Origin of the sequence: Olegusella massiliensis (genome assembly GCF_900078545.1) — a bacterium.
GTDB classification, from domain to species: Bacteria; Actinomycetota; Coriobacteriia; order Coriobacteriales; family Atopobiaceae; genus Olegusella; species Olegusella massiliensis.
In genome coordinates, this window is sequence record NZ_FLLS01000002.1 from 1,035,623 (window position 1) to 1,050,734 (window position 15,112).

At 47.3% G+C, this 15,112-nt stretch carries 14 protein-coding genes; all 14 read left to right on the plus strand.

All coding sequences use genetic code 11. The features are described 5' to 3' along the window. Positions 1-426 precede the first annotated feature (426 nt). The 14 genes from ftsE to BN4314_RS04935 all read left to right on the plus strand — a co-directional run bounded on the left by ftsE (position 427) and on the right by BN4314_RS04935 (position 15,057). Positions 427-1,530 (plus strand): cell division ATP-binding protein FtsE, encoded by a 1,104-nt coding sequence (ftsE, locus tag BN4314_RS04870; protein ID WP_068540130.1) that lies wholly within the window; start codon positions 427-429, stop codon positions 1,528-1,530. After that, positions 1,523-2,455 (plus strand): permease-like cell division protein FtsX, encoded by a 933-nt coding sequence (locus BN4314_RS04875; RefSeq protein WP_232309716.1) that lies wholly within the window; start codon positions 1,523-1,525, stop codon positions 2,453-2,455. The genes ftsE and BN4314_RS04875 overlap by 8 nt, the downstream gene beginning before the upstream one ends. A gap of 51 nt (positions 2,456-2,506) precedes the next feature. Next, positions 2,507-4,534, plus strand: coding sequence for a ribonuclease R (gene rnr, locus BN4314_RS04880; RefSeq protein ID WP_082911170.1), 2,028 nt, complete (start codon positions 2,507-2,509; stop codon positions 4,532-4,534). 52 nt (positions 4,535-4,586) lie between these two features. After that, a complete protein-coding gene (locus tag BN4314_RS04885; RefSeq protein ID WP_068540133.1) occupies positions 4,587-5,432 on the plus strand; it encodes a hypothetical protein in 846 nt (281 codons plus the stop codon). A 4-nt stretch (positions 5,433-5,436) separates the two neighbouring features. Further along, positions 5,437-5,919, plus strand: a complete 483-nt coding sequence (smpB, locus tag BN4314_RS04890) for an SsrA-binding protein SmpB (protein ID WP_068540135.1) — start codon at positions 5,437-5,439, stop codon at positions 5,917-5,919. Between the two features lie 192 nt (positions 5,920-6,111). Further along, positions 6,112-6,912 (plus strand): GntR family transcriptional regulator, encoded by an 801-nt coding sequence (locus BN4314_RS08330; RefSeq protein WP_082911171.1) that lies wholly within the window; start codon positions 6,112-6,114, stop codon positions 6,910-6,912. A 78-nt stretch (positions 6,913-6,990) separates the two neighbouring features. Further along, on the plus strand, positions 6,991-8,196 hold the full coding sequence (locus BN4314_RS04900; RefSeq protein ID WP_068540139.1) for a BMP family lipoprotein: 1,206 nt from the start codon (positions 6,991-6,993) through the stop codon (positions 8,194-8,196). Positions 8,197-8,301: 105 nt separating this feature from the next. Beyond that, entirely contained in the window at positions 8,302-9,873 is a 1,572-nt protein-coding gene (locus tag BN4314_RS04905) for an ABC transporter ATP-binding protein (RefSeq protein ID WP_021735706.1), read from the plus strand. After that, the gene (locus BN4314_RS04910) at positions 9,854-10,978 is read left to right on the plus strand and encodes an ABC transporter permease (protein ID WP_021735779.1); all 1,125 of its coding nucleotides are present in this window, start codon (positions 9,854-9,856) and stop codon (positions 10,976-10,978) included. The genes BN4314_RS04905 and BN4314_RS04910 overlap by 20 nt, the downstream gene beginning before the upstream one ends. Position 10,979: 1 nt before the next feature. Continuing rightward, on the plus strand, positions 10,980-11,894 hold the full coding sequence (locus tag BN4314_RS04915) for an ABC transporter permease (protein WP_021735803.1): 915 nt from the start codon (positions 10,980-10,982) through the stop codon (positions 11,892-11,894). After that, the gene (locus BN4314_RS04920) at positions 11,887-12,495 is read left to right on the plus strand and encodes a cysteine hydrolase family protein (protein ID WP_021735686.1); all 609 of its coding nucleotides are present in this window, start codon (positions 11,887-11,889) and stop codon (positions 12,493-12,495) included. The genes BN4314_RS04915 and BN4314_RS04920 overlap by 8 nt, the downstream gene beginning before the upstream one ends. Further along, entirely contained in the window at positions 12,495-13,487 is a 993-nt protein-coding gene (locus tag BN4314_RS04925) for a carbohydrate kinase family protein (protein WP_021735750.1), read from the plus strand. The genes BN4314_RS04920 and BN4314_RS04925 overlap by 1 nt, the downstream gene beginning before the upstream one ends. 13 nt (positions 13,488-13,500) lie before the next feature. Beyond that, positions 13,501-14,256, plus strand: coding sequence for a nucleoside phosphorylase (locus BN4314_RS04930; RefSeq protein ID WP_021735680.1), 756 nt, complete (start codon positions 13,501-13,503; stop codon positions 14,254-14,256). Between the two features lie 15 nt (positions 14,257-14,271). Next, on the plus strand, positions 14,272-15,057 hold the full coding sequence (locus BN4314_RS04935; protein ID WP_021735775.1) for a BtpA/SgcQ family protein: 786 nt from the start codon (positions 14,272-14,274) through the stop codon (positions 15,055-15,057). Positions 15,058-15,112 lie beyond the last annotated feature (55 nt).

Consider the following 15,112-nt stretch of genomic DNA (forward strand, 5'->3'; position numbering starts at 1 on the left):
CGCTAAGGGCTGGCGCTGCAAAACAAGATATCGTTCCACAAAACATAAGGGCTGGCATCACAAAACAAGATAGATGCTTCAAGCCTCGATGGCGTATTTCTTAGATGGTTCATTCTTCGCAGTCAGATGCCGTAAAAGAGCAGGTCATTTTTTCCTTGAGTTCGAAGGATGAACCATCTGAAGAAAAGAGGCCGAAACATGAACCATCGAGGGAAGAGCTGTGTCCATGAAGCAGCGTGGGAAACTTTCTTGAAAATAAAGGAGGGTAAAGGCGCGTAAAGCGGACCATTGCGATGGTATAAAAAGCAAAACTACCAAAAAGCTATGTCGCATCCATATGGACAGATTACTGCTTGCATGAATTACATGCATTTTTGGTACTATATATCAGTCTATCCATGTCGCGAACAAAACAAAGGAGATCTCGTGGCTCAACACTTTCGCAGCTCAGAGCGACAGGGGATGGCGGACCGAGATGTGACAGTTAACGACGAGAAGGTCGTGGCTGAAGTCGCGGACCAGACTCTCGTCGAAGAGGTCGCACCAGCCCCTGAGGCCGCTCCCATAATGGATTCTGTTGTTATTGCTGACACTGATGCCGTTGCAAGCACGGTGTCTGATGAAGAGGTGTCGGCAGCATTCGATTCTCTCTCATCTGTATCGCCTCTTGTGGCAGAGCCTGAAGCTCCTGCCTACGATATGCCTGAGGCTACATCGGCAGCAGCGCCCGTCACAGTTCCTCAAGTCCCAGTTATTTCGACTGTCGACACTCCTGCTGCACCCGCTTATAGCGATGCCTTCATGGATTCGCCGGCGGTGCCAAGGAATGGTACGCCTACCATCTCGATGCGTGGCGTAACAGTGGTCTACCCTGCTCAGCCTAATAAACCCGCCCTCGAAGACGTGAGTGTGGATATCTATCCTGGTGAGTTTGTCTTTATTGTTGGACATTCGGGTTCAGGTAAGTCCACCTTCATCCGCCTTTTAACTCGTGAGCTTCGCGCTACCCAGGGGCAGGTTTTGGTTGCAGGCCAAGACCTTACTAAGATGCGCAACAGCAAGGTACCCTACCTGCGCCGTCAGCTGGGCTGCGTCTTCCAGGACTTTAAACTTTTGCCTGACAAGACTACCTACGAAAATGTTGCTTTTGCTCTTGAGTGCATTGGCAAGCCCAAGTCTGTCATTAAGGCTCAGGTGCCTGAGGTACTCCGACTCGTGGGTCTTGGCGAAAAGATGGACAATTATCCCGACCAGCTTTCTGGTGGCGAGCAGCAGCGTGTGGCTGTTGCCCGGGCTATGGTTAATCGTCCGCCGCTTTTGGTCTGCGATGAGCCCACGGGTAATCTTGACCCCGCAATTTCGTTAGGCATCATGAAATTACTTGACCGCATTAACCGTGCTGGCACCACTGTCGTAATGGCCACGCATGACCGCGAGATGGTCGACTCTATGCGCAAGCGCGTTATCACGCTTGAGGCAGGCCATGTCGTCCGTGACCAGGAGAGGGGAGGCTACGGTTACTATGTCTAACTTCGGCTATTCCATACGTGAAGCGATTAAACATTTCCGCCGCAATTTTGGTACCTGCTTAGGCGCCACCATTACCATCTTTCTATCCCTTTTTGTTATCGGCGCTTTTGTGTTGGGCAGTGCCCTTCTTACCGGTCTCGTTGGTAGCGTTGAGGATCGCGTGACCATTCAGGCCTTCCTGTCTGATGATGCCGTCAACAAAAACCTTGATGAGGTCAAAGCCTTACAAGCAAAGATTGAAGGCTGGAAAGACGTTGAGCCTCCTGTTGTCTACAAAGACAAGGAGACCGCGCTCAAGGAGTATCGTGAGACCATGAGCAATCGCAACGCTGAAGAAGCGGTTGCCGCCTTAGATGGAATTAACCCTGTACCTGCATCCCTTGTTATCAAGTTGGATGACCCTGAGAAAGTCAAAAAAGTTGCTGACCACTTGGCGGCTGATTCTGATTTTGCCAAGCTATGTGATGATGCTAAAAATCCTTCCGCTTCTGTCTTGTATGGTCGTGAGACAGTTGAGCGCCTCTTTAGCGTAACGCGTTATATCCGCATAGCAACTATTGGACTGGTTGTTCTGCTTACCTTTGTCGCCTTTGTCTTTATTAACAACACCATTCGTTTGGCTATCTCTGCACGTCGTCGTGAGATTGGCATCGAGCGTTTGGTTGGCGCTTCTAATAGTTTTATTCGTGGACCTTTTGTTGCTGAAGCAGCACTGGAAGCCTGTCTAGGTGCCGCCTTTGCCATTGTTGCTTTGCACTTTGGCAAGGCAGCTCTGCTCCCTCGCCTGTCTGCAGCCATGTCCTTCCTCTCTTTCAAAATTGCCCCAAGGATAGTACTGAGCACCTATGGAGCACTGTTGATTATGGGCGTGCTGCTGGGTTTGCTAGGTTCTGCAATTGCTATGAGGCGCTATCTTAGGGTTTAGTAGTCGGTTGTGATGTGTTGTTGAGCATCACATAGTTCAGAAGAGGGGCATATGTCCCGCAAGAGAATTCATAAAGGCCATCGTCGTAACTCCGGCGGTGGCCTTCACCGTCCTCATCAAACGATTCAGGGGACATTGCATGTGCAACGCAAAGGCGTTGCTACCGTGGATACTGCCGGGGGCAGTTTTGGTGTTGCTCGTGGCGGTATTCACGAAGCGATGGATGGAGATGAGGTCCACGTACTGTTAGTGCAGCGCGGCAGACACGAGCGTCTAGCGGTGGTCTGCGATGTTATTACGCGTGCTCACAGTGAGTTTGTAGGCCTTTATGAGCTGGCAGATCCATTAGGAGTGATAACTCCTTTGGATGGCCGTCTGGCACGGGATTTTTTTGTATTGCCCGAAGATAGTTCTGCTCAGCGTCTAGGCGTTAAGCCAGGCGATGTAGTGCGCGCACGCATTTTGGAATACCCTAGCCGCCGCTCGGCAGGTGTGGTGACGATTGATGAACGTCTCGGGACGAGTTCAGAACTCGATTTGGATATCGAGGCATTGATTGCTTCTTATGGCTTGCCAGAACCTTTTTCTGAAGCAGTGCTTAGTGAGGCTCAGGCCTTGAGCTTTGATGCTGAAAAGCTTTTGACAAAGGACACGCTGCGGTGCGATTTGCGCCACTTGCTGGCGGTGACAATTGATCCTAGCGATGCTCGTGACTTTGATGATGCTGTTGGTGCTCGCATGTTGGATGATGGTGGTTTTGAGCTTGAGGTGCATATTGCTGATGTGAGCCATTTTGTCCCTTGGGGATCTTCAATTGATCTTGAAGCGCGAAGTCGCACGTGTTCGACGTATTTGGCTGATCGCGTCATTCCCATGTTGCCCGAAAAACTCTGCAATGACCTGTGTTCGCTGATGCCTGAGACTGATCGTCTCAGCATGAGTGTATTGATGCAGCTCAACGCCCGAGGCGAGACCATATCTTGCAAGGCAATGCCTGCTGTTATTCATTCATCAGCACGTTTGGATTACGACAGAGTTGATCAATTGTTGACAGGAGAAATTGCGGCAACAGACCTACCTTGTGCAGAAAAGTTACAGCAGCTCGTGTCAGAAATGCTGCACACACTCAACCACATTGCGATGCTCAGGCGCAAGATGCGCCAATGTCGAGGTTCGATTGATTTTGAGACAAGCGAATCTAAGGTTTTGCTTGATAAAGAGGGACATGCGATTGGTGTTAAAGTGCGTCGGCGTACTGCTGCAACAAGTCTTATTGAGGAAGCCATGCTTGCAGCTAATGAGGCTGTGGCACAAATGCTTGTACAAGCCCAGATTCCTGCGGCGTTTCGCGTACATGAGGCGCCAACGAGTGAGGATCTCAAGGCGACATTGCCAGTCTTGCGCGAACTAGGGGTGCTCAACGCGGAGGATGAGCCTGCGCTGGTGGCGGGTAGCCCACATGCTATTCAGGCAGTACTTGACGCTGCGAAAGATCAGCCTTCGGCTCCGCTTGTGTCGGCTCTACTTTTGCGCGCTCAAAAAAGAGCAGTTTATAGGCCAGAAAATCTCGGTCACTATGCATTAGGTGCGGATGCATATTGTCACTTTACTTCGCCTATTAGACGCTATCCCGACTTGGTGGTGCATCGAGCGCTCAAGGCTTTGCTTGCTAAGCAAAGGGAAAGTAAGGAGCAGCACCAAATTGCTCAGGTATTGCCCCAAATTTGTCGGAACTGCTCTGACCGTGAACGTATCGCAGATGCAGCAGGAAAGATGTCACAAAAGATAAAGATGGCAGAGTACTATTCTGACCACATTGGCGAAGCTTTCTCAGGAGTCATTATGGGCGTTGAACGCTACGGACTCTTTGTGACGCTTGACGATACCTTGGCGGAAGGCCTGTTGCCCGTGCGAGTACTGGGGGCAGAATGGCATCTTTTTGATGATGCGCACATGACACTGCGAGGAGAGGCAAGTGGCCGTGTGTGGCGCGTGGGACAACGCGTGGCCGTGCGCGTTGTGCACACCAATTCTGCTCGTGGGCAGATAGATTTTGCCTTGGCAAGTGATACCCGCTGAAACACTGCGAGCCCAGTCGGGTAGACTATCCTCACATGATGAGAGGAACAAGATGAATGCACCTACTACATTAGAAGAAGAACTTCTGCGAGCGGAAGGCTTGCTTGTCCAAGGTGAGGCTGAGGCTGCTCATACGCTGTTGGTACGCATGGCTGAAGATGCGGAAGGCTATGTTGACGCCAATTGTGTGACAACCGATGAACTGCAATGGTTTAGCTTTCCGTCGCTGTTTGAGCGCTTGGCATATCGTCGTGTTGAAGAAGATCCGCGCGAGTTGCGTGATGTGGGTGAGCCATTGGAGCGTTTGTATGGCGACTTGGGGCTTGCTGAGGTGCATCTTGGTGACTACGAAGCGGCAATGCGCGCGCTCACTCAGGCGGTGCGATGGAACCCTATGGGTTGTGAGCACAGGCTTAACCTTGCAGATTTATACCGTTTAGCAGGGAATATGCAGGAGTATTTGGCACTGACATACTCGGTATTTGAGCGCGCATCCGATGTGCAGCATCTTTGCCGGGCGTTTTTGAATTTTGCAAATTGGTTTGCCGAGACGGATAAGCCCCAGACTGCGGCGGCTGCACTAAGGGTGGCGCGTCGCCTGGACGCACAGGATGGCTCGCTTGCCGCAGCGCTGGAACAAGCGCAGGGCACTGATCGTGACCCCGATACCTTAAGTGATGCTGAGGCGCGCAAGCTTTTGAGTGAAGAGGGATTGCCCGATGGCGCAAATGCAGAGATTGCTATTTGCTTGCTGATGTGTGCAACAGATGCGGCGGATGCTGGCCAGCGTGGGCTTGCAACGCAGCTGACTCTACGTGCTCGCGACCTGGTGGGTGAAGATGCGGCGATGACCTTGCTACAGCTTATCCGTGCGGATAATACAGCGGATGAGGTTTAGCAGTATGGCTCAAAAGACAAACAAGCGTAATATAAAACTTATCTCGCGCAATCGTTCTGCTCGACATGAGTATGAGATTGAAGAAACCTGGGAAGTAGGTATTGAGCTTACGGGCACCGAAGTGCGCAGTTTGAGAGAGCGCGCTTGTCAGATTTCAGACTCCTACTGTATTGTCCGCAATGGGCAGCTGTGGTTGGTGGGTGTGCATATCCACCCCTTTTCACATGGTACGGTATGGAATGTTGACCCCGATCGACGCAGGCGCCTGCTTATGCACAAGCGTCAGATAAATTATCTTGATGAAAAGCTGCGTATTCGCGGCATGGCTATTGTGCCGCTGCAGCTTTATTTTGACGAGCATAACCGCGCAAAACTTCAAATTGGTCTTGCTCGTGGCAAAAAACTCTATGACAAGCGTCATGATTTGGCTCAGCGCCAGTCCGAGCGCGAGATGCAGCGCGCACTGAAGGAACGTAGTCGGTATTAGAGAACATGGCAAATACGACATAGATACAAGTAAATATACAGGTATTGCCGCCTTTTTGTTGGCGGCATTTTTTAGACCACTTACCGAGTTGGATGTGTATATGAAGAGAGGTTATCTATACTTCAACTCATCATGACAACCTAACAACATGATGTTTATAAGATACGAAATTGACACTTGGAGACACAAACAATGGATAAGGGAAAAGTGTCTACCAAACGGGTACTGAGGAACGGCACGGTAGTGGTTAACTCTACCCGGCCTCAATCTTACGTTCCAAAGTATTACACGGTTAAAGAGTGTATCTCCAAAAATATAGCTGCTAATAAATATAGGTCAGGCGATGCAATACCTAGTGAGCACGACTTAATGGAGTACTTTGGAGTTAGTCGCATTACGATTCGTCGCGCAATCGATGACCTTGTCAACGAGGGTCTTCTCTATCGCGTTCAAGGTAAAGGTACATATGTTAGCGGCGCGGGATTTAGCGAAGATTTACTTTCGCTTATGAGTTGTACTCAAGATATTCAAAACTTAGGAATGACCCCCACCAGGAAAGTAATATCAAGTTCAATTGTTGAGCCAGACGCTGAGCGGCGTACAGTGCTAAATCTTGGTGATGGCGAAGCTGTATTTCGACTTGAACGTATTTACTATGCGGATGATTTGCCCGTAAATCATACGACCACATATCTGCCGAGTCGTCTTTTTCCTGAAATTGAGCAAATTGACTTTTCACAAAACTCTCTTTATGAAGTGCTTCGCAAGCGATATGAAGTGCAATTGGTTGAAGCGTTTAGAACAGTACAAGCAGTTAGAGCAAATAATGACATTGCGCGATACCTGCAAATCTCAAAAGCTTCACCCGTGCTTTTCTTTAGCTGTGTAACTACGGGAGAAGTTCGTGGTCGAAAGATTCCAATTGAAACTTTTGACTGTCATTATCGCAGCGACAAATTCAAGTTTTATATCAGACAAGCTGCTGGTAATTAGACAGATTTTTTGGCAGGAGGACATCAAGAAAGATGTCTAGTTTTAAACGGTACAAGAAGCAACGAAAGGAAGAGAGAGATGAGAAGCACTAATGTTAGCAGGCGTTCTTTCCTAGGCGGATCCGTTGCATTGATTGGTCTTGGTCTTGCGGGCTGCGGCTCAAAAGGTAATTCCAAGACAGAATCTGGTTCAGCAGCTAAAGCTGGTGACAAGAAAGTAGCTATTGTATGTGATGCAGCAGGAAAGACTGACAACGGCTTTAACCAGCAAGCCATTGAGGCTGCTCAATCAATCTGTGATGAGAATGGCTGGGAGCTCAATGTTATTGAGCCCACCAATGGACTCCCCGCAGCTCTTGAGACGTTAGGTGAAGAGGGATACAACCTCGTCTTTAATATGCAATATGATTTTGAAGCCCTCATTAATGGCACTGGTGGTGCAAGCCCCTTGGCGGAGCAGTATCCAGATACCACCTGGGTAGTATTTAACGACAATCCTAATGTTGATAAAGAAGGCAAGCTTATTCATAAAAATGTGATTTCTGTTCTCTTTAATATGAATGAGAATTCTTATCTTGCCGGTGCTCTTGCAGTTTTAGTTAATGAGAACGCAGAAAAAATCTTTGCAGGCGGTGATTACAAGTTTACCGCTCCAGACAAGACACGTGCAATGGGCTTCATTGGCGGCACCGAATCTAATGGTATTACGGTATTCTCCTATGGCTTTATTCAGGGCATGCAGCATGAGGCGGAGAAACTTGGTGTGAAATATGACTATTACACCAAGTATGATGCTGGTTTTACAGATACTGCCGCTGGTTCAACGACAGCAGGTACCTACTATGACAACGGCGCAAATATTGTATTTGTTGCTGCAGGCGGCGTGGGCACAGGTGTAACCTCCAAGGCAAAAGAGGTTGGCAAGTTAGCTATAGAAGTTGATGCCAATAAGGATGAGGATCAGCCTGGTTATATTCTCACGTCTGTGTTGAAGTCAACCAATGTACCCGCCCAGGCGCTCTGCGAGGCGCTCGGTAATGGCAGTATTGCTGAGGTAGAGCGTGTGCAATATTACAACCTTGAATCTGGTGCAGTTGATTTGACTGATTTTGCAACGATTGAAAAGTCGATTACTTCTGATGAGGGCAAGACAAAGTGGGAAGAAGCAAAGCAGGAGATTGCAACTTTAAAGAAGCAAATTATTGATGGCGACATTAAGGTTGTAAACGCTCAAGAAGGCGAAACATTTGATCCTGCTACTTGTCCCAACGTGAATATTAAGTAGCTTGCTACATATAAGAGGGGATGGTTGCATTATTTGCATCCCCTCTTATTTCATGCGTTTTTATGTCTATGTGTTCCACCTCAACCATACGGAGATGTATGGCAGATGAATATTATCCAAACAATCGGCTTAACAAAGAAGTTTGGTGACTTTGTTGCCAATGATCACATTGACCTCTCAATCAAAGAGGGGGAAATCCGCTGCATTGTCGGCGAAAACGGTGCAGGCAAATCAACATTGATGAATATGCTCTATGGGATGTTGCGTCCTACGAGCGGCACACTTCTGCTCCGCGGTAAAGAAGTTCAGATTGACAGTCCTACCGATGCGATTAACCTAGGCCTTGGCATGGTGCACCAACACTTTAAGCTTGTACCTAGTCTTACGGTCTATGAGAATATTCTGCTAGGAGCCGAGATTAAGAAATCGGCAAATTCCCCGCTGATTGATACACGTAAAGAAATTGAAGTTGTACGCGCATTGATTGACGATTATGACTTTGAGCTGAATCCTGAGGATAAGGTTGAAGACATTTCCGTTGGCGAACGTCAGCGGGTAGAGATTCTCAAAATGTTATATCGCAATGTCGATATCCTTATTTTGGATGAGCCAACGGCGGTGCTTACCCCTCAAGAAGTTGACGGACTCTTTGAGAATCTTCGCAAACTACGCTCTCAAGGCAAAACTATCATCGTCATTACGCACAAGTTGCGTGAGGTCATGGCGTTGTCCGACAACGTTACCGTTATCAAAGCTGGAAAAGTTGTTGGCCAGCTTAAGACAAGCGAGACAAATGAAGTGGAACTTGCCCAACTAATGGTGGGTCGCAAGGTGGCCCATGCAGTTAATGATGGCTCGGTCCAAGCACCCTCTGACAACATTATGTATTACGTTGAAAATCTACGCACGATTGATGGGTATGGCAACGAAGTTCTCTTTGGAGTTTCATTTGAGGTTCATAAAGGAGAGATTCTTGGCATTGCAGGTGTTGAGGGCAATGGTCAATCAGAACTAGTAAGCCTTTTATCGGGGACGATGGAGGCTACAGCAGGAAAAGTATTTCTTAAAGGTAACGATATCACCAATTGGTGGCCTGATCAGCTTCGCCATGTTGGGATAGGTATTATTCCGGAAGATCGAGGTCTAGAGGGTCTATGTGGAACAATGAGCATTGCTGATAACGCGATAGCAGGCTATCACGATCGATCCGAAGTTTGTCATCATGGCTTTTTGGATAGCAGAGCAATTAAGACAAAGCGTGATCGTCTTCTTGAAGCCTTTGCTGTCCGTACGGGTGATGTTAACGGTGATGTAGGCGCTCTTTCTGGTGGAAATGCGCAAAAACTCATTGTTGCTCGTGAACTCGAAAGCAATCCACATTTCCTTATTGCCTGTCAGCCTACGCGTGGTGTTGATATTGGATCAGAAGAATTTATCCATGCTAAATTGCTTGATTTTCGTAATGCCGGCCAGTCAGTGCTGTTGGTGTCCAGTGAGCTTTCTGAGGTGCTAGGCCTTTCAGACAGAGTACTCGTTATGTATCGCGGAAAAATCGCAGGTGAAGTGGATCCTAAAAAGGTTACGAGTCGAGAGGTGGGCCTGCTGATGGCGGGAATCTCGGCCGAGGAGCAAAAATCAGAAAGAAAGGAGGTAGGCGATGAAGAGAACCAATCGTAATAATCTAAAAAAAGCCGTTTTAAACTCAGTTCTTCCTGTTCTGCTTGCTCTTATAATCGGCGCAATTATTATTGCCTGCATTGGTGAAGACCCTTTGGCTACGTATACCCTTCTTTTTGAGAAATCTTTACTGACGCCAAAAGGCTTTATGAACACCTTGCACTACGCGATGCCATTAGTGCTGACGGGCTTGGCAATCGCAGTGACATTCAAGGCAAATATATACAACATGGCAGTTGAAGGCTCGTGTGTTCTTGGCGGATTCTTTGCGGGTATCGTGGGAGCGAGTCTCTCTGCACAGATGGATGTTCTCTCTATGCAGGCCATCTGCCTTCTTACGGGCATACTTTTTGGTGTCCTCTTTGCGCTGCTTCCAGCTGTGCTTAAAGCAGTTTTTCACGTAGATGAGATGGTAGTTACCTTGATGCTTAACTACGCTCTCCAGAAGATTTTGGAGTACTTAGCAACTGGTGTATTTCGCGATACTGCCTCAGGCTATGTATGTACTCCTACAATCCATACAAATGCAATGTTCAACCGAATAGGCAATTTTCGCATTACACCCTTTGTATTTATAGCCTTGGTCGCCTTTATCATTATCTATTTGATAATGAAGCACAGTAAGTTAGGCTACGAAATTACCGCAATGGGGAAGAGTGCGACTTTCTCTGAAGCTATGGGTATGCGCACCACCCGCAAAATAATTATTTTAATGATAATCTCTGGGGCACTTTCAGGTCTTGCGGGTGCTGGCTGGATGATGAGCGAAAAATTCAAGTATACCTTGGACTTTTCAGGTAATCCTGGCCTTGGCTGGGATGGCATGTTGGTATCTCTGCTTGGTGGGCACTCACCTATCGGAATTCTGGTGGCGGCTATTCTTTATGCAGCGCTTAAAACTGGAGCAGATAGCATCAATATTTACTCCACCGTTCCGAAAGAGATAGTTTCAGTTATTCAAGGTCTGATTATTCTTTTCTTAGCTATCAAGTTTGTTGATGAGCGTTTTGGAGTAAGCGGCAAAATCTCGCAAGCAATACACACATATAAAGCTCGCCACAAGAAAACTACGTCTGATCAAATTTCAGTTCAAGAGGAGGTCTAGTATGCAGCTCCTCGGTAACATTCTGTACGACACTATTTACCATAGTGCTCCAATTATTTTGTGCGTTATCGGAGGTGTATTTGCCTTTAAAGCAAATGTGCTCAATATTGCGCTCGAAGGAATGATGGGTATTGGCGCATTTTTTTCAGTATATGTGACATTTATTACAGGCAATTTATTATTGGGATTTATTGCTGGGGTAATTGTAGCGTTGGTTTTTGGCGTGATGTTTTCGTTGTTTGGAGTGACTTTCAAGGGCAATGTTATTGTTGTCGGCCTTGCACTTAATTTGTTAGCAACAGCAATTGCAAGTTTCATTTTGGTGCAAATGGGTGAGTCAAACCTCACGCTTTCACATTTTAGTGTGGCAGATCTTCAGATTCATATCCCCTATATCGAATCTATACCACTTCTAGGCTCTCTTCTCTCAGGACATCCCTTCCTAACGTATGTTGCTTTTATTGGTGTTTGGCTGACATGGATGCTGATGTATCGTACAAAATTTGGCACCTATGTACGTGTGGTCGGTGAAAATGAAGATGCGGCAAAGAGTCTCGGCCTTAAGACAGATTTGTACAAGTGGTGTGCTGTGCTTATTGGGGCGCTTTGCTGTGGTCTCGCGGGCGTTAATCTCTCTACCGAGCGTTTGGGTCTTTATACAAATGGTATGACTGCGGCGCGAGGATTTATTGCAATTGCCGCTATTTATTGTGGCCGAGGCGATCCCTTTATCTCCTCTATTTATGCTGTTCTCTTTGGATTAGCCCGTTCCCTAGCAATTAATTTCGCTGTTTTTGCGGGTCCTATAGCAGGTCTCTTTGATGTTATTCCCTACATCGTGATGGTGGTCGCGCTCTTTGTGGCTTCCGTTAGTCAGCGCCGCCACGTCAAGGTTAGGGGGTTTGCAAATGGCTAGTAAAACAACATCTGCGGCAATCGATGCAAAAAATCATGACCAGACTGCTCTTTTGATTGTAGATATGCTGCGTGACTTTACTAACCCTGCAGGGCTGGTTTATTACCCACAAAATAGGGAAGTGCTTCCCCGTATCGCGGAGGTTCTAAAGAAATTTCACGATAGTAAGAGGTTGGTAATTTTTCTAAGGCATTTTACTCGTGCAAATAAGCCCGATGCTAAATCTTCATCTATGCGCCCGAATTCTATTGAGGGAAGTTGGGGTGACGAAATCGATGACATGCTTAGGGTGGATCCTGAGTGTGATTACATCATCAATAAAAGACGATACAGCGGTTTTTTTGGAACTGATTTGGATTTGGTCTTGCGTGAACACGACATAAAAAACCTGGTCATTGTAGGTACCAAGACAAATTGCTGTATCCGGGCTACGGTTACCGATGCGTTCAACCTTAACTACGAACCAATAGTTGTAAGGGAATGCGTAGCAACTAATTCCCAGATAGTAAATGAGGTAAACCTGCAAGATATCGATAAATACCTAGGTAGCGTCATTACTCAAGAGGAGCTATTTGAAAAGCTGGAGAGGGGGGAACTGTAATGACAGGTGATAGTTTGCCAATAGCCACTGAAGTACTAACGAGTGGTTATGTGAGCATGGATCATATGGTAAGAGTAAAGACACCTGTGCGCGTTGGATACACTTCCCTCATTTCTAACGCGAGCTGCAACACCATAAATTACGGCGGATGCTCGGTAAATATTGCCTATGCTTTAGCGCAGCTCAGTGTTGCAGCGGCGCCTGTGTTGCGTGTTGGTAATGATTGGGAGAACAATGGTTTTAGGGCTTTTCTTGAGAAGGGAAATGTCCGTACATATGCGATTGAAGTTATACCTAGTGAAATTACCTCCCTTTCATACATGGTGGAAGATCCGGAAGGCCAACATATCTGTCTCTTTTATCCGGGCTCAATGGATGCTTGCTATGCCCACAAGCTGCCTGAAAAGCTTTTTGAGGGAGTTAGCTTAGCTGTTATTACAGTCGGCTCTCGGCCTGATAATGAAGAATTCTTTCATCAGTGTAAGACGCATAAGGTGCCAGTGGCGTTTGGCATGAAATGTGACTTTGATGCCTTCCCGCAGAGCTTTCTTCTCCAATTACTCAGGGGGAGTCAAGTGATTTTCTCCAATGAAGGCGAGCGCGATTATCTAGTAGATCAGTTTGCTTTAGGGAGCATCGAAGAGCTTTTTGAATATGAGGCAAAAGTCATTGTGACTACAAAAGGAGCGAATGGCTCTTGCTATGCTGCAAAACTTCCTGATGGGACAATCGAGCACGGCAGCTTGGGCTGTTGTCCCGTAGACGAAATTGTGGATGCTACAGGTAGTGGCGATGCGTATATGTCGGGATTTATCTATGGCTACCTGCGTGGTTATGACCTCAAGGATTGCTGTGCTTTAGGGGCGACCCTTTCAGCATTCGTACTTGAAAAAGAGGGCTGCTGCGCAGGAGTGCCTGATGAGATGGAGCTGCTTGAACGCTTTACGGCTTTCCGTAAATCAATGTCGTTCGATGAAGGCAACAATAGATAAAAGAGGTTTCACTATGGGAACACTGTATATGGGCGGAGATTCTAGTACGATTGCCCCTACCGTTATTTTTTCAGGCGATCCTTGGCGTGTTGAAGTTGTCAAAGATTATCTTGATAGACCTAAGAAAGTTGCTTTTAATCGTGAATTTAATACTTATACCGGCAGTTATAAAGACGTGCCGGTAACGGTGACTTCAACTGGTATGGGGGCTCCTACGGCAGCGGTTGCGGTGGAAGAGATGTACGCATCTGGCATGCGCGTAGCCATCCGTATGGGGACCGTCATGTCGCTGGATGATGATATGCTGGGCGAATTTTTTGTACCCGTAGCTGCTATGAGGCGTGAAGCGACAAGCGATACCTATGTGGATAAATCGTTTCCTGCCGTTGCTGACTTTGATCTTATCAACGTGATGAATGAAGTGGTACATGACTATGGTCATCGCAGCAGCAATGGGATTTCATGCTCCATGGATGGCTTTTATACCCAGATGCATGATTCAAAATTTTCGCGTGAGTTTGGCCGCGATATAAGCAAGATCTTTCACGAGCTTCATAACTTGCATGTGGGCGGGGTCGATATGGAAACATCCTGCATGCTTACGGTTTGTCGTCTCATGGGCGTAAAAGCTTGTTCCCTTACCGTGGCAACAGTTCTTGAAAATCTTAAAGCTGCACTCCAAGGGAAGGCACGCACCGATGCAGAAGATCTGCTGTGTCGTGTTGCTCTAGAGGGCGCTTACCGCTATAACCAGCGCTTTGGCGCATAGAAGAAAGGATGTCTTATGAGTAAAACGCTATTTCCGTTAAACGGAAAAACCGCTATCGGAATGGTTCATTGCCTAGCTCTTCCTGGTGCTGCAAATTTTGATGGCAATATGGACAAAGTGGTCACGCAGGCAATTGAGGATGCACGCACTCTTGAGCGCGCTGGTGCAGATGCAGTTATTGTTGAAAATATGAATGATTTGCCTTTGCCAGCAGAGCTTAACAAGGTTGAGGTTGCTGCACTTGCAGCTGTCACTTCTTTGGTTTGCCACTCAGTGTCTATCCCCGTAGGAGTTGATGCTGCTTTCTCCGACGGCGAAGCTGCAGTTGCGGTTGCCGTAAGCGCTGGGGCACAGTTTGTGCGCTGCCCAGTCTTTGTTGATACGGTAGTCAACTTTTGCGGAACGATTGGTCCGTCTGCCCAAATTGTTATGCAGACGAAGGCCCGCCTGCATGCTGAGGATATTTTTGTTTTGGCAGATATCCAAGTTAAGCACTCACGCATGCTGTTGCCAGAGACCTCTATCGAGGAGTCTGCAGCTAATGCGGTTGCCTGTGGAGCCGATGGCATTATTGTTACGGGTTTGACGACGGGTATGGCGACTCCTATGGAGCTTGTCACGCGAGTAAAAAATGTAGTACAGGTTCCTGTTTTTGTGGGATCCGGCGTTACTGCCAAGTCTATTGCTGATCAATTGTCTATCGCAGACGGTGCCATTATCGGTACAAATACTAAACCTGGCGGAGTGTTATCGGCACCCGTTGACTACGACCTTGCACACGAGCTTTTTTCAAGCCGCTAAAACAAAGTTGTTTTTGTAAGCAGTGATATAGCACTGTAAGAACGGAGAGAAGAAT

Bases quoted from the DNA above. Each gene is read 5' to 3' on its own strand.
- BN4314_RS04920 (WP_021735686.1), top strand. From the start codon at position 11,887: ATGGCTAGTAAAACAACATCTGCGGCAATCGATGCAAAAAATCATGAC.
- BN4314_RS04875 (WP_232309716.1), top strand. From the start codon at position 1,523: ATGTCTAACTTCGGCTATTCCATACGTGAAGCGATTAAACATTTCCGC.
- BN4314_RS04900 (WP_068540139.1), top strand. From the start codon at position 6,991: ATGAGAAGCACTAATGTTAGCAGGCGTTCTTTCCTAGGCGGATCCGTT.
- BN4314_RS04915 (WP_021735803.1), top strand. From the start codon at position 10,980: ATGCAGCTCCTCGGTAACATTCTGTACGACACTATTTACCATAGTGCT.
- BN4314_RS08330 (WP_082911171.1), top strand. From the start codon at position 6,112: ATGGATAAGGGAAAAGTGTCTACCAAACGGGTACTGAGGAACGGCACG.
- BN4314_RS04925 (WP_021735750.1), top strand. From the start codon at position 12,495: ATGACAGGTGATAGTTTGCCAATAGCCACTGAAGTACTAACGAGTGGT.
- BN4314_RS04905 (WP_021735706.1), top strand. From the start codon at position 8,302: ATGAATATTATCCAAACAATCGGCTTAACAAAGAAGTTTGGTGACTTT.
- BN4314_RS04910 (WP_021735779.1), top strand. From the start codon at position 9,854: ATGAAGAGAACCAATCGTAATAATCTAAAAAAAGCCGTTTTAAACTCA.
- BN4314_RS04935 (WP_021735775.1), top strand. From the start codon at position 14,272: ATGAGTAAAACGCTATTTCCGTTAAACGGAAAAACCGCTATCGGAATG.
- rnr (WP_082911170.1), top strand. From the start codon at position 2,507: ATGTCCCGCAAGAGAATTCATAAAGGCCATCGTCGTAACTCCGGCGGT.
- smpB (WP_068540135.1), top strand. From the start codon at position 5,437: ATGGCTCAAAAGACAAACAAGCGTAATATAAAACTTATCTCGCGCAAT.
- BN4314_RS04930 (WP_021735680.1), top strand. From the start codon at position 13,501: ATGGGAACACTGTATATGGGCGGAGATTCTAGTACGATTGCCCCTACC.
- BN4314_RS04885 (WP_068540133.1), top strand. From the start codon at position 4,587: ATGAATGCACCTACTACATTAGAAGAAGAACTTCTGCGAGCGGAAGGC.